The sequence below is a fragment of the Corynebacterium glutamicum ATCC 13032 genome (assembly GCF_000011325.1).
Taxonomy (GTDB): domain Bacteria; phylum Actinomycetota; class Actinomycetes; order Mycobacteriales; family Mycobacteriaceae; genus Corynebacterium; species Corynebacterium glutamicum.
This window is the reverse complement of sequence record NC_003450.3, coordinates 428,063-447,390: the sequence shown is the minus strand read 5'-3', so window position 1 is coordinate 447,390 and position 19,328 is coordinate 428,063. Positions and strand designations below refer to the sequence as shown.

The 19,328-nt window shown below is 55.5% G+C and carries 18 protein-coding genes; 4 read left to right on the top strand and 14 right to left on the bottom strand.

All coding sequences use genetic code 11. From position 1 onward, the window contains the following. Position 1: 1 nt before the first annotated feature. From CGL_RS02155 to CGL_RS02140, 4 genes are read right to left on the bottom strand one after another with little or no spacing between them, the layout of a single operon-like run. Positions 2-853, bottom strand: a complete 852-nt coding sequence (locus CGL_RS02155) for a quinate/shikimate dehydrogenase (NAD+) (RefSeq protein ID WP_011013640.1) — start codon at positions 851-853, stop codon at positions 2-4. Positions 854-866: 13 nt separating this feature from the next. After that, complete coding sequence (gene aroQ / locus CGL_RS02150) at positions 867-1,304, bottom strand: type II 3-dehydroquinate dehydratase (protein WP_003860435.1); 438 nt, start codon at positions 1,302-1,304, stop codon at positions 867-869. 45 nt (positions 1,305-1,349) lie between these two features. After that, positions 1,350-3,206, bottom strand: a complete 1,857-nt coding sequence (gene qsuB / locus CGL_RS02145; protein ID WP_011013639.1) for a dehydroshikimate dehydratase QsuB — start codon at positions 3,204-3,206, stop codon at positions 1,350-1,352. Between the two features lie 23 nt (positions 3,207-3,229). Next, complete coding sequence (locus tag CGL_RS02140; RefSeq protein WP_011013638.1) at positions 3,230-4,633, bottom strand: MFS transporter; 1,404 nt, start codon at positions 4,631-4,633, stop codon at positions 3,230-3,232. Positions 4,634-4,908: 275 nt separating this feature from the next. On the opposite strand from CGL_RS02140, the gene CGL_RS02135 reads away from it, so the two are divergent. Further along, positions 4,909-5,793: a LysR family transcriptional regulator gene (locus tag CGL_RS02135; RefSeq protein ID WP_003855552.1), complete on the top strand. Its 885-nt coding sequence runs from the start codon at positions 4,909-4,911 to the stop codon at positions 5,791-5,793. A 3-nt stretch (positions 5,794-5,796) separates the two neighbouring features. Here CGL_RS02135 and CGL_RS02130 read toward each other — a convergent pair whose 3' ends face one another. The 4 genes from CGL_RS02130 to CGL_RS02115 all read right to left on the bottom strand — a co-directional run bounded on the left by CGL_RS02130 (position 5,797) and on the right by CGL_RS02115 (position 9,200). Continuing rightward, complete coding sequence (locus tag CGL_RS02130; protein ID WP_020948509.1) at positions 5,797-6,162, bottom strand: hypothetical protein; 366 nt, start codon at positions 6,160-6,162, stop codon at positions 5,797-5,799. Between the two features lie 411 nt (positions 6,163-6,573). Beyond that, positions 6,574-7,482, bottom strand: coding sequence for a hydroxymethylbilane synthase (gene hemC / locus CGL_RS02125; RefSeq protein ID WP_011013637.1), 909 nt, complete (start codon positions 7,480-7,482; stop codon positions 6,574-6,576). Position 7,483: 1 nt separating this feature from the next. Next, positions 7,484-8,875 carry a glutamyl-tRNA reductase gene (locus CGL_RS02120; protein WP_011265556.1) on the bottom strand — a complete coding sequence of 464 codons (1,392 nt, stop codon included), beginning with the start codon at positions 8,873-8,875 and terminating at the stop codon, positions 7,484-7,486. A gap of 88 nt (positions 8,876-8,963) precedes the next feature. Then, entirely contained in the window at positions 8,964-9,200 is a 237-nt protein-coding gene (locus CGL_RS02115; RefSeq protein ID WP_003855545.1) for a glutaredoxin family protein, read from the bottom strand. A gap of 146 nt (positions 9,201-9,346) precedes the next feature. Between CGL_RS02115 and CGL_RS02110 the strand changes: the two genes are divergently transcribed. Beyond that, entirely contained in the window at positions 9,347-10,414 is a 1,068-nt protein-coding gene (locus CGL_RS02110; RefSeq protein WP_003855543.1) for an HAD-IB family hydrolase, read from the top strand. 412 nt (positions 10,415-10,826) lie between these two features. Here CGL_RS02110 and CGL_RS02105 read toward each other — a convergent pair whose 3' ends face one another. The 5 genes from CGL_RS02105 to CGL_RS02085 form a co-directional block, all read right to left on the bottom strand. Further along, the gene (locus CGL_RS02105; protein ID WP_003855542.1) at positions 10,827-10,928 is read right to left on the bottom strand and encodes a 30S ribosomal protein bS22; all 102 of its coding nucleotides are present in this window, start codon (positions 10,926-10,928) and stop codon (positions 10,827-10,829) included. A 322-nt stretch (positions 10,929-11,250) separates the two neighbouring features. Then, positions 11,251-11,442 carry a helix-turn-helix domain-containing protein gene (locus CGL_RS02100; RefSeq protein WP_003855509.1) on the bottom strand — a complete coding sequence of 64 codons (192 nt, stop codon included), beginning with the start codon at positions 11,440-11,442 and terminating at the stop codon, positions 11,251-11,253. Between the two features lie 250 nt (positions 11,443-11,692). Further along, positions 11,693-12,505, bottom strand: coding sequence for a pyrroline-5-carboxylate reductase (proC, locus tag CGL_RS02095; RefSeq protein ID WP_003855505.1), 813 nt, complete (start codon positions 12,503-12,505; stop codon positions 11,693-11,695). A 60-nt stretch (positions 12,506-12,565) separates the two neighbouring features. After that, positions 12,566-13,372 carry a hypothetical protein gene (locus CGL_RS02090; protein ID WP_003855504.1) on the bottom strand — a complete coding sequence of 269 codons (807 nt, stop codon included), beginning with the start codon at positions 13,370-13,372 and terminating at the stop codon, positions 12,566-12,568. Positions 13,373-13,399: 27 nt separating this feature from the next. Next, complete coding sequence (locus CGL_RS02085; protein WP_011265553.1) at positions 13,400-14,329, bottom strand: Ppx/GppA phosphatase family protein; 930 nt, start codon at positions 14,327-14,329, stop codon at positions 13,400-13,402. 33 nt (positions 14,330-14,362) lie between these two features. Here CGL_RS02085 and CGL_RS02080 point away from each other — a divergent pair, with 33 nt between their 5' ends. Beyond that, complete coding sequence (locus CGL_RS02080) at positions 14,363-15,268, top strand: hypothetical protein (RefSeq protein WP_011013633.1); 906 nt, start codon at positions 14,363-14,365, stop codon at positions 15,266-15,268. A gap of 117 nt (positions 15,269-15,385) precedes the next feature. Next, a complete protein-coding gene (locus CGL_RS02075) occupies positions 15,386-17,956 on the top strand; it encodes an ABC transporter permease (RefSeq protein WP_011013632.1) in 2,571 nt (856 codons plus the stop codon). On the opposite strand, the gene CGL_RS02070 is transcribed toward CGL_RS02075, so the two are convergent. After that, positions 17,949-18,830, bottom strand: coding sequence for a hypothetical protein (locus CGL_RS02070; RefSeq protein WP_011013631.1), 882 nt, complete (start codon positions 18,828-18,830; stop codon positions 17,949-17,951). The genes CGL_RS02075 and CGL_RS02070 overlap by 8 nt on opposite strands. Positions 18,831-19,328 lie beyond the last annotated feature (498 nt).

Here is a 19,328-nt window from a genome sequence, read left to right as displayed (position 1 = left end):
TTTAGAGGGACAGGAAAGTTTCCCGCATGCGGGAGACGTCGGGTTCGAGGCCGGTGAACAGTCGGAAGGCATCGACGGCTTGGTGGATTGCCATGCGGGTTCCGTCGAGGGTTTCGCAGCCGAGGGCACGGGCGGCTTTGAGAAGTTCAGTTTCGATGGGCATGTACACGACGTCGCCAACCCAGTGATCCTTGGTGAGGCAGCTGACATCAAAGGCGGTGCCGGGGTGTGCTGGCATTCCCATGGGGGTTGCGTTGACTACTCCGTCGGCGGCGGCGATGACGTCTTCGATGCCGCGGGCGTCTACTCCCACGACGGCTTCACGGCCGACTGCGTTGTTGATGACATCTGCCAGTGCCTGCGCGCGGGAAGTGTCGAGGTCAGCGACCTGAAGTTTCTGCACACCGTGGGTGACCAGGGCGTATGCCACTGCGTTTCCTACGCCGCCGGCGCCGACCTGCACGACGGAATCGAGCTTGGCGTTGGGGAGGCCTTCTTCCATTCCGCGGCCAAATCCGGAGACGTCGGTGTTGTGGCCGGTGGTGTGGCCGGTGGCGTCGATAACGACAGTATTCACTGCGCCGAGTTGGGTGGCTTGTTCGGAGACTTCGTCAAGCAGGGGTAATACTGCTTGTTTGTACGGGTGAGTGATGTTCAGGCCGTTGAAGCCAAGGTAGAGGGCGGCGTCGAGAAGCGTCTTTAAATCTTGCCCGGAAGCACGCGACCCAAGCGTGTCGATGCGCCTGTACACCGTCGCACGTCCCTGCGCGAGGCCTTCCGCCTCGTGCATTGCGGGGGTGCGCGATAGGTCGAGGCCCTGGCCGATTAGGCCGAGGAGAATACTGTCGTTCATATTTTTGGGCTTTCTACTTTTTGAGATTTGCCAGGATATCGACCGCGAAACGGTAACCCTGGATGCCAGCGCCAGCGATAACGGAGACCGCGGCGAGGGAAATGTAAGAATGGTGGCGGAACTCTTCACGGGCATGCGGATTGGAAATGTGCACCTCAACGGTAGGAAGCTCAGACGCCTTCACAGCATCCAAAAGCGCCACCGAAGTGTGAGTCAGGCCGCCGGGGTTAATCACGCAACCGATGTGGGTGCCGCGAGCGTTGTGCAGCGCATCGATTAGCTCACCTTCGTGATTGCTCTGCAGCGCCTCAACCTCAAGGCCGTGCTTCGCAGCCTCAGCGGTTGCCAGCGCGACGACGTCTTCCAAGGTGTCGTGTCCGTAAATGTCAGGCTCGCGTTTGCCCAGCATGTTCAGGTTTGGGCCGTTGAGGAGGAGAATTTTTCCAGGCATTTTAGGTTCCATTTCTAATTGTTGTTGGGGGGCTAGTTCGGGATGCTAGTTTGGGATTCCCCGCTCGAGGTCCCGCACCTCACGATACTGCGCCGCCAACCGCACCGGAGCGTTTGTTTCGCCCCAACCTGCAAAACCGCCGCGGCGTTCCACCACTTCGAAGAACAGCGTGCCCAACGTGCGGGTGTAAAAGTGGAGGAATTCGCCGTTCTCGTCGCGGTCGTAAAGCAGGTGGTTTTCCTTGAGTGTGTCCAAGAATTCCTGCGGCAAATCAAAACGCGCCTGCACATCGTCGTAGTAATTCTCTGGGACGGGCAAGAAATCCAGGCCTCGTTTGCGCGCACGTTCAGCCACCGCCACGATGTCCGCCGTGGCCAACGCAATGTGCTCCGGGTAGGCCGCGTTGAGGAAATCTCCCTGCTCACCGTCCTCCGGCGCCACGCTGAGCAGCAACCGCACCGCATCATTCGGCGAACGCATCACCTGATTGCGCACCAAACCAATTGGGCTCGGGAACTCATCCTCACGCACAGTCTCCAACGCCATCAGCGCGGTGTAAAACAGCACTGCCTCATCAAAATGTTGCCACGGCTGGGCGAAATTGACGTGGTCGATGGCTTCAATGAGACCAGCTTCTTGCTTTTCGACGCCGAATTCCGGCAGCCACTCGGGCATTCCATCGGGGCTCGGCCCCGCGAAAAACAGCTCCACCCCATCCGGTGCGTACACACCTTTTAGGTCAACTTCGCCCTCGATGTGGGGACGATCAATTGTCTGAGCCCGCAGCAATTCCGCACGGGCATGAGCAGCTTCTGGATCGGGGGTGTCAAAGCCCATCGCAGAGATCGTGGTTGGAGCCCCGGTGACCCCACGATCACACACCACAATGCGCACATCGCCCTGGGTCCATACCTGGTAATCCTGCTTACTGCAGTGATGACCACCCAAGCGGAAACCCAATTGATGAAGAACCCGAATGGTCTCACCCAAACGTCCAGTGGCGATCTCAATGAAATCAACACCCTCAGGTTCCGCGACCTCAGGAAGTGCACGCAGTTCAAGAGCGCTTGGACGATCCTCAGCATTTAGCGCATGCCAGGTCTGATCTTCCAACCAACGCAAAGAACGCAACCCATCAATCGCGGTGCGACCAACCTCGGCCTTGCGGAAGGAATCGTTGAAGATCTCCAAAGAAATCGGGCCATCATAACCCGTCTTGGCCAGATGAACCATGAATTTCACCAGATCGAAATCGCCTTCACCAGGGAAAACACGGTGGTGACGCGACCAGGACAAAATGTCCATGCTCAGCTTCGGCGCATCCGCTAACTGAACAAAGAAGATCTTCTCCGCAGGGATGTTCTCCACCTCGTCGGTTTCCCAACCACGGGAAAGAATATGGAACGTATCCAAGCAGGTTCCCAGCGCCTTGTGATTCACCTTCTCCACAAGTGCATGCGCATGCTCAAAATCATTGACAAACTTGCCCCACGCCAACGCTTCATAAGCAATCTTGACGTTGTACTTCTCAGCCAAATCTGCTGCACGATGCAACTGCTCCACGAAAAGGTCATCATCATTGATGGTCGCGGTGCCCACATTGGAACACAACAAGATCATCTCAATGCCAAGCCTGTTCATCAGCTTGAACTTCTCTTCCAAGCGGTGCAGATTCTTCAGAAACTGCTCTTCTTCCACACCTTCGAAATCTCGAAACGGCTGGAACAGATCCAGGGTTAATCCCAAATCCTGAGCCCGCTGACGAATCTGCTCTGCCGAATGCGGGGAAACCACCAAGTCCTGCTCGAAGATTTCCACACCATCAAATCCAGCATCTGCAGCTGCGCGCAGCTTTTCAGCAAGAGTTCCGGACAAACAAACAGTGGCAATGGATGTACGCATGTGGTCAAAGATTCCTTTTGGTTTTACTGAGCCGCGAGTTGGGCCTCGGAGGCTTTGCTTGCGGCTGCCAGGTCTGCGGCCTCACCACCAGCAGTGTGCAGAGCATCGATCTCATCCAGAGTCAGAGCCTTGGTTTCCTTAGCGGTCATGGCAACCAGTGCAGAAATCACACAAACAACACCAACGAAGATGGACACCTTCATCCACTGGTCACCCTGATCACCAGCAAGCGCGGATGCGATAACTGGGACGAAACCACCAGAGACTGCGAAACCAATCTGAGTTCCAAGAGCCAAGCCGGTGACACGCACAGAGGTTGGGAACATTTCTGCGTAGAACGCTGGCCACACGGCATTACCCATGGAGTACAGCAGACCAGACATCAACACGCCCATGAAGAAGATCATGGTCCAATTGCCGGAGTAGATAGCTCCCAGGTAACCGTTCATGGCCAGGCCACCACCAATGGCACCCATGATGAACACTGGTCGGCGACCAATGCGGTCAGCCAGCATGCCGGACAAAGGAATCGCAATCAGTGCAACCAAGTTCGCAACAACTGGAACCAGCAAAACAGTTGAACGATCCAGGCCAACAATGTTGGTGGCGAACGACAGTGCCCACACAGTAAACACAATGTTCACGGAGTTGATCATCGCAGCAATAGCAACGCGAGCAACCGCCGCCTTGTGGTAACGCAAGGTCATCGCCAGTGGAGATGCTGCGCCTGCAACTGCTTCCTTGTTTTCACGGAATGCTGGTGGCTCTTCCAGTCCACGACGGATGAGGAAAGCAACCAAAACAACAGCAGCGGACAGCCAGAACGGAACGCGCCAACCCCATGACATTAGAGCATCTTCACTCAGGAACAAGGTGAATGGGATAAATACTCCGGTTGCCAGCAAGGTACCGAACTGGGTTCCGTGAAGAGTCCAGCTAGCAGTAAATGCGCGGTGACGCTCATCGGCGTGCTCCAAAGAAACGGAAATCGCACTGGACTGCTCACCGGATGCAGACAGTCCCTGGATCACACGGCACAGCACCAACAGTGCCGGAGCCAAGTAACCGACCTGATCAAATGTTGGCAAGCAGCCAACTGCGAAAGTGGATGCTCCAATCAGGAAGAGGCACAGCATGAGGACAAATTTACGTCCGTAACGGTCACCTAATGGACCCATGATCAGCGCACCAAGAGGGCGAACCACATAAGCAACACCCACGGTACCCATCGCAGCCAAAATTGCGATGCCTGGTGAAGTATCAGCTGGGAAGAAGAGGTGGTTAAGAACCAGCGCTGCAGCGGTTCCGTAAACAGCGAAGTCGTAGTATTCGAGAGCTGAGCCGATCCAGCTGGATAGTGCTGCTCGCTTGGGCGTCTTGCCCGGAGTTGATTCGGAGTGAGTTACACCCTGAAGTTGTTCGCTCATTGTCGATCCTGTTCATCGAAGGTTCCAGCAACAGTTTCTGTCTGCAGTCCTGTTGCCAGTTAGAGGCTGGTTGTATAAACCGATTGAAATTGTGGGTAATGCATTGAAGTTCTAAATTCTGCCAATTGTGTTGGCGTCCCTACTTTTAACTTCTCAGAAGGGGTGGATGTATGACCCTTTCCCTGAACTCTAAGCAATTGTGATCTATAGTACAAATGCATAAACATTAACCGTGATATCCATCTCTTGCATACCGGCCGAAAGGTTTAGCACACATGCACCTCAATCAGCTCGAATTTTTCATCGCAGTAGCCCAACACGGACAGATCAACCGCGCCGCCGAAGAACTCCTCATTTCCCAACCCGCTCTCAGCCGACAGATCTCCGCACTTGAAAAATCCGTCGGAGCTCCACTCTTCGAACGCCATTCCCGCGGTGTCTCCCTCACAAAGGCCGGAGAAATCCTCCACGAAGAAGCCCTCCGAACGCTTAGCAGGATGCAATCGGTAGTCGATGAAATCCAATCCGGTGAGCACCTCATCACCAGCATCAACATCGGAGTTCCCCCTGGAATCCCCATCGACTGGTTGCGCTGCCAACTCATCGATTTAGGCCCCGAGACCCGCATTTCACTGATCGAATCCCCCACCGATGATCAGCTAAAACTTCTTAAACAACGCGAACTCGACATCGCCCTTTGTCGACGCCAAAGCGAGGCCTTTGCCACCACACTTGTCCACGAACAAGAACTGGGAATCGTCGTCCGAAAAAACTCCGAACTGCACCAAAAAGTCGCAGGAAAAGACAACGCCACACTCTTCGATCTTGAAGGGCTTCGAGTCCTCGCACACTCCCGCGGTGAAGTAAGAATTCAGGAAGAAATCCTCAAAAACGCCATGCTCGCCGCAGGAGTTAATGCCACGTGGATCTTCCGAAAATTTGGGCAATATAGCTCACTGATCGCAGACCTTGTCCAGGCCGATGTCGCACTCACAACAGAGGAATCCGCCCGCACCAACTTCCCCAGCTGGCAATGGGTCCCCATCGAAGGCGAAGACGCCTCCGGAAATGACCTTGTTGTTCGCACCTGGATCACCTGGAACCCCCAACCCACCCCCGCGGTGAAGGCCCTGATCCAGAAATTTATTGACGGAAACTGAGTTCTAAACAGCCGCCATGAGCTCATCCGCATAGCGGTGGGCATCTGGTGTGGAAATGACAATGCGATCGATGCTGATGTTCTCCAGCTCAATGACCAAACCAGGTTCATTCTTTCGGCACATGCTGAACTCATTTTCCGAAAGAGTTTCATTGACATACGCATGAGTGCCAGCCACAAAGACCCCCGGAATACGCAAACGACCAGTGCGCTTAATGGGACGGTCAACTGAACTGATGACATTGTCTACAACCTGAATGTTCCGGATTGCTTTCCGAGGAATCCTCAAATGGCTACGCCTAGCACTCAACTTCTCCCACCATGACAAATGAACAGTCACGATACGATTATTGATTCTCAACTCAGCCACAACGATCAAGCTCTTTTCTGCCGACTGTGCGGCGGTTAAACGACCCCACCAATTGTGGCATGTAACGCCCCCAAATACCTGCGAGTCACATAAGTATTCCCAAACAATTCACTTTAAGGGGTCAACATCCCCAAAATAGGTCCACATATGGATGAGGCCCGTTTATGGCCTTAAAAACGATTCTGAGGCACCTACGGTTTGTTGCGAATGAGACAGGTGTGATTCCTGCAGGTTCCCTGATCAAGGATTCACCACAATCCTGTGGCCAGACCTTAAAATCGAACAGATTTTTGCACCACAGGCCGTGGAAGTTGCAAAAATCCACCACAAACCGCCCCCTAATCAGCCATTTGTGGTGGATATTCGCACATTCTTTCGCTACGCCCTCAATATGGAAATTTCGGGCCCTAATTAGCTGCGGTCGCCGAGCAAATTGGCGGCTCCGGCGTCGATAAGCTGTTGTGCAACGAGCTCGCCGAGCTCTTCTGGGCGGGCGCCGTCACCTTCGGCGGAGAATACCAGCTGGTCAGAGCCGTCAAGTGCGTAGACGCCGGCGGTGAGAGTCATGGTGTCGCCGGAGTAGCCGTCCAAGGTGGCGTGCGCTGCGACAGGCGCGGTACAGCCAGCTTCGAGGCGGTTGAGCACGGTGCGTTCTGCAACCGCGGAAACAAACGTGTCGGCGTGCATCAGCATGTTGAGCGCGCGGACGGTTTCAGTGTCGTCGGCGCGGCATTCGATCGCAAGTGCGCCCTGTGCGGGGGCGGGCATGATGATGTCGGCGTCGAAAACTTCCGTTGCGCGGTCCTGCATGCCGACGCGGGTGAGGCCTGCGTAGGCGAGCATCACAGCATCGAGTTCACCGGAGGTGACCTTGCCCATGCGGGTGTCAATGTTTCCGCGCAGTGGGAGAATCTCCAGGTCAGGGCGGATTGCCTTGAGCTGGGAGATGCGTCGAGGAGCGGAAGTTCCCACCTTTGCGCCTTCTGGAAGCTCAGCCAGAGTCAGGCCGTCGCGGGCGATAAGGGCCTCGCGCGAGTCCGCACGAGTTGGCACGACCAGGTGGAATCGAGGATCGGTGGCGGTCGGCAGATCCTTCATGGAGTGCACAGCCACATCGCATTCACCGGAATGCAACACATCGCGCAGCGCCTGGGTGAACACGCCGACGCCGATACGCTCGACTGGGGACATGTTGACATCACCAGGGGTGGTCACGATGTGCAGTTCAGCGTCGCGTCCGTAGTGTTTCAGCTGGTCGCGGATGGTGCCAGCTTGGGTGGTGGCAAGTTTGGATCCTCGGGTACCAATTTTTAAGGTCATGTTACTCCCTCGTTTGTGTGGCAGAAGGTGCGTTCACGAATGCGACGATACCCGCATCCGGCAGTTCTGACGCGTTGACGGACGTGGTTGCCGGTGCTGCGGTGCTCGCCAGCGACTCCAAACCGAACAGCTCTTGCAGAGCTGAATCATAAGAGATGCTGCCGGACCGGGCCGCCAGTTCCTTGACGCGCACAGTGGGTTCATGAAGAAGCTTATCGACGACCCGTCTCACTGTTTTCTCCACTTCCCCCCATTCCACCTCGGAAATCCCGGGGGCACGTTGGCGGAGTCGATCCAATTCATCGCTTCCCACCGACGCGGCCTGCCTGCGCAACGCGGACACAGCTGGAACGATATCGCGAATGCGCTGCTCAGAGGTGAAAGAATCCAACTCTTCCCGAACAATCGCCAAAGCTTCTTCCTCGCTTGGCGCCATGCCCGATCCACCCTCACGGGAGGCCTTGTGCAGGCGTTCGATGTTCACCAAATCAACGCCCGGCAGATCCGCACAAGCATCATCGATGTCTCGTGGCATGGACAAATCCACCAACATCAACGAAGCACCTTCTGGAATATCCTCAGGCTTCACGGTGAAATCATCCGCTCCCGTGGCGGAAACTACCAGGTCAACGCGATTGTAGGCGGAAGCTCGCTGATCGTATTCCACAACCTCTGCAGGAACTCCGGCTTCTAGGGAATGCTCCGCAAGCCTTTCGGCACGTTCCAGAGTGCGGTTGGCCATGATCAAGTTGGAAATTCCAGCGCGACCAAGGTGAGTGGCTGCAAGAGAACTCATCGCGCCAGCGCCCAACACCAAGGCTGTCTTGCCAGATAGTGGGGCTTCTGCCTCCGAATCAAGACCCATCTGCACCAACGCGCGATCCACAGCGAAAGACACCATCGATGCACCAGCATCATCAATAGCAGTCTCCGAATGCACGCGCTTGCCGGTATGCAGCGCGGTCTGGGTAAGTGAATGCAAAGCAGGACCGACAGAACCATATTCATTAGCTGCTTGGTACGCAGTGCGCACCTGACCAATGATCTGCTGCTCACCCAACACCATGGAATCCAACCCGGAAGTCACCACCAACATGTGTTCAGCAGCAGCATCGGCGTAACGGACATAAAGATATCCGCGCAAAGTTTCAATATCTACGCCACTTGCCTCATGGAGAACCTCCACCACATCATTAACACCAGTATGGAAACTGCTAGTGACGGTGTAGACCTCCAGGCGGTTACACGTAGAGACAATGAGGGCCTCGCTTAAAGACGCCCTACCCAGGAGTGCTTGAGTTGTTTCACCACGTACTGAATCATCCATGCTCAGACGTTCAAGAAGCGACACAGGCGCAGACCTGTGCGACATCCCTACGATGAGTACACTCACCATTCCACCCGACTTTCAACGGAGCCTTTGATCCACCAAAAGAATGAATCCTAGTTGATTAAAATACGGTAGCTTTCATTCGCGGACATCACAACAAAGCATTGGCTAACTCGTCGTTATCCACTTCCCAACATGCGAACTCTTCATCATCTACCAAAATGACTGGCACGCGATCACCGAATTCCAGTTTAAGGCTCGCATCTTGATCAACATTTCGCTCAGTGAGTTTAATTCCGGCAGCCTCAACAATCGGCAAAATCTGGGCTTTCACCCGAACACACGAGCCACAATTGTCCCGAACAATGATCTCCACCGAATGGCCCATGGTTGCGCCCACTCCCTCACATTTCACTACCCTTCGCGAGCGTATCCGCCCCGAAAGCTTTACCATGGATACGATACTCAATGGAGATATCCATTATCGGTTTGGCGTCTGTGCGCTCATGAACCAGGAAGGTTTTTGTTTGTCTCATGAGCTCTGAAGGAAGAAACCACAACTGGGACTACGCCGCCATCGGCACCCCAGAGGATTTCCTCGCCAGCTGGAGCGCATCCCGCGGAAATCTACGACGCTTTTTCGAAGACCACGCAGCCGCCCCCATAAACGATGCCGCCCAGCGCCAAGCAGGTGAAGCCGCAGCAACCCAAGCCGTCGCAGCGATCTACGGCATGGAGCTCAACGAATTCAACGCAGGTGTCGACGCCGTCGCCGGCGCCATCGAATCTGCCGGCGCCATCCACGTCAGCATCCCCGATCCCGATGTCCCCCAAGATGTCGGAGCCGCAGCATTTTTCGACGTCGACAACACCCTCATCCAAGGCTCCTCCCTCATCGTTTTCGCCCAAGGACTCTTCCGGAAGAAATTCTTCACCATCAAAGAAATCCTCCCCGTGGTGTGGAAACAAGTGAAATTCAAACTCACCGGCTCCGAAAACGCCGAAGACGTCTCCCGCGGCCGCGAACAAGCCCTCGAATTCATCAAAGGCCGCCCCGTCCAAGAACTAGTTGACCTCTGCGAAGAAATCGTCGACCAACGCATGGCCGACAAAATGTGGCCCGGCACCAAACAACTCGCCGACATGCACATCGCCGCCGGCCACCAAGTCTGGCTCGTCTCCGCAACCCCCGTCCAACTCGCCCAAATCCTGGCACAACGCCTCGGCTTCACCGGAGCGATCGGCACAGTCGCAGAAGCAAAAGATGGAGTATTCACCGGCCGACTCGTCGGCGACATCCTCCACGGACCCGGCAAAAGACACGCAGTCGCAGCACTCGCATCCATCGAACAACTCGACCTCACCCGATGCACCGCCTACTCCGACTCCATCAACGACCTCCCCATGCTCTCCATGGTCGGCACCGCCGTCGCAGTAAACCCCGACTCCAAACTCCGCAAAGAAGCCGAAACCCGAGGCTGGGACGTCCGCGATTTCCGAAGCATCCGCAAAGCCACCCGCGAATACGGAATCCCCGCCCTGGTCACCGCCGCATTCAGTGTCGCCGGCTGGAGACTACGCCGCCGATGGAGAAAACAATAACGCACAGGAGCCGTTTTAAGAGGTCCGAATTCTCCGATGGGATTAGTGCGGGTTTCGGCGTTTCAAGCGCTTAAACGCCAATCTGAGAGGTCATGATCTCTGGGTTCCTCGCTGCTGTTTCGAGCAGACTGCCGTTTTAAACCAAAACTACCTGGGCCAAGCCGGTCCTTGGTCTCATTTGCACATTTCGAGGCGGCGAAACTGCAGATTCAGACCAAAAGCTCGTCCAGAGAAGTGCTCCTTGGTTCAATACGCACGTTTTCCAAAACCCCAGCACCCGAATCGCTTTCCCGGGGAGTTTGAGACCCCCGAACCCACAAAGAACCCATAAAAAATCCCCAACGCACCCCACCCAAGACACAAAAAAGCACCGCCCCGAAAGGCGGTGCTAGTTTGAAGCTCAATTGAAGGCTTACTTGCCCAATTTTCTACGCTGGACACGAGTACGGCGCAGCATCTTGCGGTGCTTCTTCTTGGACATGCGCTTGCGGCGCTTCTTGATGACAGAACCCATTACGGTTTCCCTCGCTTAAATCGATGTTGTACGTACAAAACCTGCCAGCACTTTTTGCCGAAGTGCACTTTCGGATCGCGAGCAAAAATCTAACCCGCGTGCTACACCATCGGAAGTATCCGCGATGGCATTTCCAAGGGTGTGCGCTGGCACGATTTTTCCATCTTACCTTTAAGACTATTGAGCACCAAAAACACCTCAAAAACACCTCAACAAAACCCCAAAATCATCATGCCGGGCGAACAAACAGAAAAACCTCTCTACGTCACTTTCGGAGGTGTTATCCGGGAGTTACGTGGAGAGGTTTTTGCTGTTGTGGAGTCTAGCCAGCCTCGTAGAAGGAGGAGTCCAGGTACTCGTTGACAGCTTTCTCGTGGACACGAAATGATCGTCCCACGCGAACTGCCGGGAGTTCTCCGGAGTGAACCAATCGGTAGACAGTCATTTTGGAGACGCGCATGATTTCTGCGACCTCGGCGACTGTCAGGAAGGTTCCGTTATCTTCTCTAGCCATATATATCATTACCCTTCAGCAATTCGCGCGCTGCGGGCTTCCCCTCCCGCAGTACGATCACGCTTTTGCCTGGTTCAGCTTAGCGTGATTTGTGTGAATAGTGCGACAATTGTTGTTTAAACACGCGGGTGTTTCGCCCGTTATTAATAGTTTCGAATGTGAATCTGCAGGTCATTGGAGTTGGTGGAAGAAAAACGTTTTCGTGAATTTCTTCCTAAACAACGAGCTGATAACGGGGAAATAACGGTTTCTAGCGCTTTCCGAGTTCTTCAGATCGGTCGGCGCAAGCTTGGGCTGCGCGGTAGAAAGCGCCTCGGATTCCGCTTTCTTCGAGTTCTCGGATGGCTGCGACGGTGGTGCCTGCGGGTGAGGAAACGCCTGCGCGCAATTCTGAGGGTTCTTTGCCGGTTTCCTTCATCATGGTTGCAGCACCTTCGAATGAGGCCACAGCGAGCTTTTTAGCGGTCGCGCGGGGCAGGCCTAGATTAACTCCTGCCTCAATGAGCGCTTCGGTCACAAGGAACAGGTATGCAGGGGAGGATCCGGACATCGCGGTGACTGCGTCGATGTCTGATTCCGCGACTTCGAGGACGTCTCCAACGGTGCTCAACAAGTCCTTGACTTGTTCCAACTGTTCCGCGTCAACGTAGCGGCCTTTGGTGACAGTCGACATGCCCTTGCCCACGAGCATTGGAGTGTTCGGCATGACGCGCACGACGGGGAGCCCCGCAGAGGCGCTTTCTTCCATGGCAGCGATGCTGATGCCTGCGGCCATGCTGACCACAACACTTTGTGCGGAGTTGTTATCCAAAGTGCCGGTGATTTCGGAGAGCACTTCGACGATAAATTTCGGCTTCACGCACAGGAACACCACGTCGGCTTCGTCTGCGGCTTGGGAATTATCCGTCATGTTGAGGATGCCGTAGCGGTCACGCAGCTCTTGGCCGCGCTCTTCCGAACGGTTGGTGACGCGAATATTTTGTGGATTCATGTTGGCCGCGATCAAACCTGAGACTAAAGCCTCGCCGATTTGTCCGCCGCCGATTACAGCAATTGTTGTCATGGTTCCCACACTGCCACTAACCACCCCTGTTTTGCAGCAGCGGGGGCCCAAAACGACAAATTACATGACGATTGCCAGCGGCCCGAACGTCATGACCAGGCCCACGATTCCTGCGAGAACCATGCTGAAACCATCACGTGAGGTGCGCAAAGCGTGGATGATGCCCACCATTCCCAAGGTCACGCCGACTGCCAGAACAGCGACGATCCACTTGTTCAGGCGCTCCCACAGCATTTCAAAGCCGAGGAATACAACGACACCGAGAACAACTCCGACGATCGCCATCATGATGATCGCGAATACGGACATTTTGTTTTCTTGCTCTGGCTCCTCGTCAACTTCTTCCACCACAGCCATCTGCGTGGTGTCAGTGTTATCGACTTCCACCTCTGCGAAATCTGCCTTTACGGCAGTCTCCACATCGGCGTCCTTCTCCGCGCGCACTACGGGCGCCGGCTTGGCGGCAACTGCCGGAACCACGGGGAACGCGCCCGTCGTCAAGCTAATTGGATCTTTTTCATCCACGATGCGCAGCACCATGGTTTCTTCGTTGCTCGGCGCCGGACGCTCAGGGGTTTCCTGCTTATCGACGTCGCCCTCCACCGAAGCCACTTCTACTTCTTCGGCGGGCTCAGGCTTGGGGGCCTCAACAACCTCAGGTTCTGCTGGTGCATCGATGGGCACGCTGGAGTGCTTGGACTCCGCGGGCTTTTCCTTAACGGCAGGAATGGAGCCGGTCAGCTCAGCAACGGATACGCCACCGTCTTCGATGCTGCGGCGCCTGCGTCGTCGGGGAGCATCGGTGGAGCGTCCCTCTTTCGCGGCACGCGCCATCAGCTCAGCGACTGTGAGTTTCTCTTCACTCATTTTCGCCAACTCCTTTCCGGGTAAATGTTACTCGAGTCCTTTGTCGATCCTGGTGAGGATCACACCTTCACGAAGTGCCCACGGACAAATTTCTACCTTGTCAATATCCAACGCACGCATCGCAGCTTCCGCAACTAGCGCACCTGCCACGATCTGATGTGACCGATCCGAGCTGATACCTTCCAGCTCAGCGCGGTCCGCCGCAGTCATTCGTGAGATAAATGCGATCAGCTGGCGCAGACCCGGCGCGGTGAGGGTTCGGGTGACGTGTGGTCCTGCGGATGAGGGCGCAGCACCAGTCAGTCGTGCCAGGGTGCGGAAAGTTTTGGATGTTCCCACTGCCAGGCGCGCGGGCCCTAGGGTGCGCATCTGGCGGGCGGGTTCTGCAAGTTCCGCATCGATATAATCGCGCAGGAGGTTGATTTTCTTACGTGCCGGTGGATCGGTGTCGAACCAGTTGTGGGTCAAGCGGCCCGCACCCAGATCCAGTGAGAACGCGAGGTCTGGGGATTCGTCGGTTCCGGAGGATAGTTCCAGGGAGCCGCCACCGATGTCGAGGTTAGTTATGCGCCCTGCGGACCATCCATACCAACGTCGAACTGCGAGGAAAGTTTGGCGTGCTTCGTCTTCACCGGAAAGGATGGACAGGCGGACGCCGGTTTCCTTCTCCACGTGGTCGAGCACTGCCTCGCTGTTGGTGGCGGAGCGGACTGCCGATGTAGCAAATGGCATCAGTTCAGCGCAGCCGAGCGTTTTCGCTAGGTCTGCTGCTTCCCCGACTGCTGAGGTGAGTTTGTTGATGCCCTTTTCGGAGATCGCCCCGGAGTCATCAAGAAGCTCAACAAGGCGCAGTGGGGTACGCCAATTGCTCATCGGGGTGGGGTGTCCACCGGGACGCGCGTCTACTGCAACTAGGTGGACAGTATTGCTGCCCACATCTAATACACCTAATCTCACACCTAAAGGTTAGACGGTCTAGGGTGGCAAAGTGTGAATCGGTCAAATTCTTCTTCGGTATTTTTAGGTTTCCCCGAGTCTTCGCCAGCGGCGGCATCGATTCGTGCTGGGGAGGAACTCCCTCTTGATTTCCCACGTGAATGGTATGAATTCACGGATCCAACTGATATTGAGCATGTATTTAGCATCGATTTAACGTGGCTTGAGTCTAATTGGAATTGCACCTTTGGTACCCCCGATTGTTTAGGTATTGATTCCGAAAACGCCGACGTGGGTTGTTGCGGCCACGGTGCATTCTTAGCAGATGAGACAGATCGAGATCAGCTTTATGATGCCGTTGCTCAGATGCCCGCTAAGTATTGGCAGCTACGCCCCGCCTCCACGGACTCGTTTTTAGCATCCGATGACGGCACCGACATTGAGCCGTGGCTGACATGGGATGAATTAGATGATGAAGACGGCAATCCCGAGCCCGCTTTGAAGACAACTGTGGTCAACGGCGCCTGTATTTTTGCCAACAGGGCGGGTTGGGAAACAGGCGCGGGGTGTGCGCTGCATCAGTGGGGCGTGAACGCAAATGAGGATCTAACCGTCGTCAAGCCTGAAGTTTGTTGGCAGCTCCCGCTGCGCCGCCTGGAGGCCTGGGAAGAGCGCCCCGACGGGCAAGAAATCTTGCGCACCACAATTACTGAATACAACCGGCGCGGCTGGGGCAACGGCGGCGAGGATTTCGACTGGTACTGCACCACCTCTCCGCGCTGCCACACCAATGCCGAACCCATGTGGAAAACACAGGAAACAGAACTCCGTGCACTCATGGGACCAAACTCCTACGAGGTGTTACGTAAATATTTGGAAGCACGATCAGCCATCCCAGCACATTTGCGAGCCCAGCACCCAGCTTCTGCGAGTAACAATAATGAGACTCCTCGCGGTTAAACTTTAAGGAGTTCACCAAGGAGGAAAATTATCACCGTCTTAAAAACGGCTAAGGCTTTTCTAAATTCGCCGCTGCGCACCATCACGTGGCGCAGCGTTGTGGCGAATAAACTCCGCATGGCATTAACAGTGCTTTCGGTTGTGCTAGGAACCGCATTTTTGTGTGGCTCCCTCCTCCTCACACATTCCCTTGAAAGAACATTTTCCTCCATCGTTGATGCCGGCGTGGAGGGCGTTGACGTGGGCGTTATCGCGCAACAAAACAACCCCGACGGCGTACCTTTCTCCGTCATCGCCGAAATTGAGCAGTATCCGGAAGTCCGCGCCGTCAACATCATCGGCGACGGCCCCGGCATGCCCTCCGGCACCACCATGACCGGCCAATCCGCGCTGATCCTCACCGACTCCGACGGCAATCCCCTGCAAGCAGGCAGCTCCGGCACGCACCCGCTAGCCATTTATCCGCAGGGCGAGTGGGTCTCGCCCGAGCCAACGCTTATCGACGGCCACTTCCCCACAAAACCCGACGAGGTAGTAGTCAACGCTTCGGCCGCCAAACGTGGCGGGCTCTCCCTCGGTGATCACCTAACGATCGTCACACCCACCGAACGCATCGACGCCACCCTGTCTGGAACCTTCGAATCAAACACCGACGTCGCAGGCTGGGTCGGAGTCGGATTCACCCCACAGCGCTACGTCGAACTGTTCACCAACGGCACCGACGCCAGCCAAATCACCATCGCAGTCAACGACGGCGCCGACCCCATGGCAGTCCGCAACCGCATCGGCAAAAACCACCGCGACCTCCTGCCCCTGCTGCCCGAGCAAATCATCGACCAAACCACCGGCGACACCGCCCGCCAACTGGAGTTCATGACCTACGTGCTCCTGGCATTCGCCGCGATCGCACTGATTGTTGGCTCGTTCATCATTGCCAACACCTTCGCGATGATCGTCGCCCAACGCACCGGCGAATTCGCCCTCCTCCGTTCCATTGGTGTCTCCACGTTCCAAATCGGATTCTCCGTGATTATGGAAGCAGTATTCGTCGGACTTATCGGCGGTTTCATCGGCATCGCAGTTGGCTTCGGAGTGGTCAATGCACTTGTCCAAGTGCTCAACCAATTCGGCGACACCCTCTCCTCCATCGACATCACCTACAACGCCGGATCCTTCATCTTCCCTGTCCTCTTCGCCGTCACTGCCACCGTACTAAGCTCCATATCGCCTGCTCACCGCGCCGGTAACCTCCCACCAGTCCAAGCATTCGAATCCTCCGATGCACGCAGCGACGCCCTCGGAAGGATCCGCTTCCTCGTCGCCGCCGTCATGCTCACCCTTGGAATCAGCCTGACGATCGCAGGTGCCGTGGTATCCGCCATCAACGGAGATGAATTCAAAACAGAAACACGCCTCGCATTCATCGGCGCTGGACTTCTCTTAGTGTTCTTCTCACTCTCCCTGTCCGGTCCCGCACTGATGGTGGCGACCTCTCAGACTCTTGGCGTGGCGATAATGTCGCCGTTCCGAGCCGTCGGCAAGCTCGCACAACGCAACACCCTGCGCAATCCGCGACGCTCCGCAACCACCGCACTGGCCGTCACTTTGAGCGTTGGCCTCGTCGCCTGCGTTGGAGTCATCGGCGCCACCACCCGCGCCAGCGTCTTCGGGTCCATGGAATCCACCATCAAATCCCCATATGTCCTCGACAGCATCGGTGGCACCATGATCCCTGGACAACCCGCCGGCGGTTCAAGGTCACTGTCCATGTCCGCAGCCGTCGCACAGGAAATCGCACAAACCCGCGGAGTCGGCAAAGTGGGCACCCTCATGACCGGCAGCGTCCAAGTCAACGGATGGGACAACGAAAACACCACAATTTTCGACGGCGACCTCTCTCAGTTCCTCGACCTCGCAGTCCGCTCCGGCGACGCCTTCGACGACGAAACCCCCGGCGTCATGATCTCCACCACCTACGCCGACCAATCCGACCTCGAAGTAGGCGACACCGTCACCGTCAACCCCTACGGATCCGACGACGGCATCCGCGTCCCCATCACCGGCATCTACGCAGAAACCAACCTCGTCGGACACCTCATGGTCAACGCAGCCGCCACCAACCGAGTCCTCACCTCCGCGGACACCTACCACCGGTCCCAAATCTTCGTCAACGGCGACGGCTCCACCACCAACGAAGAACTCCGCGACATCCTCGTCGACGCCGTAGCCCCCTTCCTCATCGTCCAAGTGAAATCCAAAGATGAATTCCGCGGAAGCCTCGGCACCCAAATCAACCAATTGCTCGGCATCATCTACGGACTGCTCGCCCTGGCAGTGATCATCGCAGTCCTGGGAATCGTCAACACACTGTTCCTCTCCATCAGCGAACGCACCCGCGAAATCGGAATCCTCCGCGCCACCGGCGTCCAACGAGGACAAATCCGCCGCATGATTACCCTCGAATCCGTCATCCTCTCCATCCACGGCGCAATCCACGGACTCCTCCTAGGTACATTTATCGGCTGGGCAATCGTCAGTTGTCTCCGCACCCGAGGCATGGCACCCGTCGAATTCCCCTGGACCCAAATCGGATTAATGCTCATCTCCGCAATCATCATCGGAGGCATAGCAGCCCTCATCCCAGCCAACCGAGCCTCCCGAATCTCCCCTTTGGAAGCAATCAACTAACAGTCTGCATCGGCAACCTCCTCTTACGATCCGCATACTTCCGCTGAATCGCCACCCTGACCTGCTGAAAGAAATAATCCCACGCCTGCTGACTCTGCAACGTCTTAGAAGTCACCTCAAAAACATCCCACCCCGCATTCTTCAGAGCATTCTTCCGAAACGCATCCTTCGACCTCTGCTCAGCGGTGTAATGCCACCCACCGTTATATTCCAACGCGACACCCCACACCGGATCCGCCAAATCCAAATAAAACCTCCTCCCCTCCAATTCCACACGAACCTGCGGCATAAAATTCCGGTACCCCTGCATATGAAGACGCACCCGCAATCTCGACTCCGGTGGCGACTCCGCAAACTCATCCGTAAATTCCGCATGTTTCCGCAGTTCAGGAACCTTTTTGATCTCATCCTTCAAATCCGGACACTGCCTAATCAGATGATCGATCAACGCCACCTGATGCTCAAAACTATCGAGCCCGTGCAAACTAAACACATCCAAAAGTGCTTGGGAATCACTCACGAGCGTGAATTCCCCACTACGCCTTAGATTTTCAGGGGTTTCGCGACGAATGATTTTTCCGACGTTGGTTGTTTTTCTCGTGCGAGGCTCACCCGAAATGCTAATTATGGGCATCCAAGGGTCGTCGAATAGTTGATATCCTCTTCGATTCAATGCCGCATATCCCCTCAGCACTCCTTGAGGGCATCTCTTTATGAGTGCTTGGGTGACTAAAACAGGATCATCGATCAGATCGTTCTTTAAATACACCGATCCTGAGATTTTGGTGAAGTGTTTGTAGAACTTCCACTTGGTTAATTCATGGGAGACTTCGTCGTAGGTTACTGGCCAGAGGTAGGAATTATTGTTGTCCATACTCTGGTTAGACTCCGAAGAAGTCCAAATGGTTCCAAGGCTCTAGAAGCCCGTTTAAAGGGTCGAGTTTTTCGAAGGAACGTTCCCCTAAAGTGAGTCACGGAAGCGCGTCTAACAGCCATACAGCGAGTCTGGTTTTTTGGGTCTAAGGCCAGTTTTTCTGGCCAACCAGACAGGCGTGCCCACGAATCCTCAAATCGAAACACTTGGGCAACTGGGACCGGTTTCGAAAGCGATAAACCAAACCAGAGTGCCCACCAACTCGAAAAACCCGAACCGCGGGCACGTGTGTCTGGTTTGCTGGCTTGGAGCCTCCCGATCAAAGCAAAAGTGAGCCCTGGCCTTAGCTCCCATCCAAAGAACCCTACATTTACGGCCCCTTAAAGCATCAACACTCTAGAAGCCCGTTTAAGCGGTCGAGTTTTTCGAAGGAACGTTCCCCTAAAGTGGATCACGGAAGTGCGTCTAACGGCCATACAGCGAGTCGACATTTTCAGG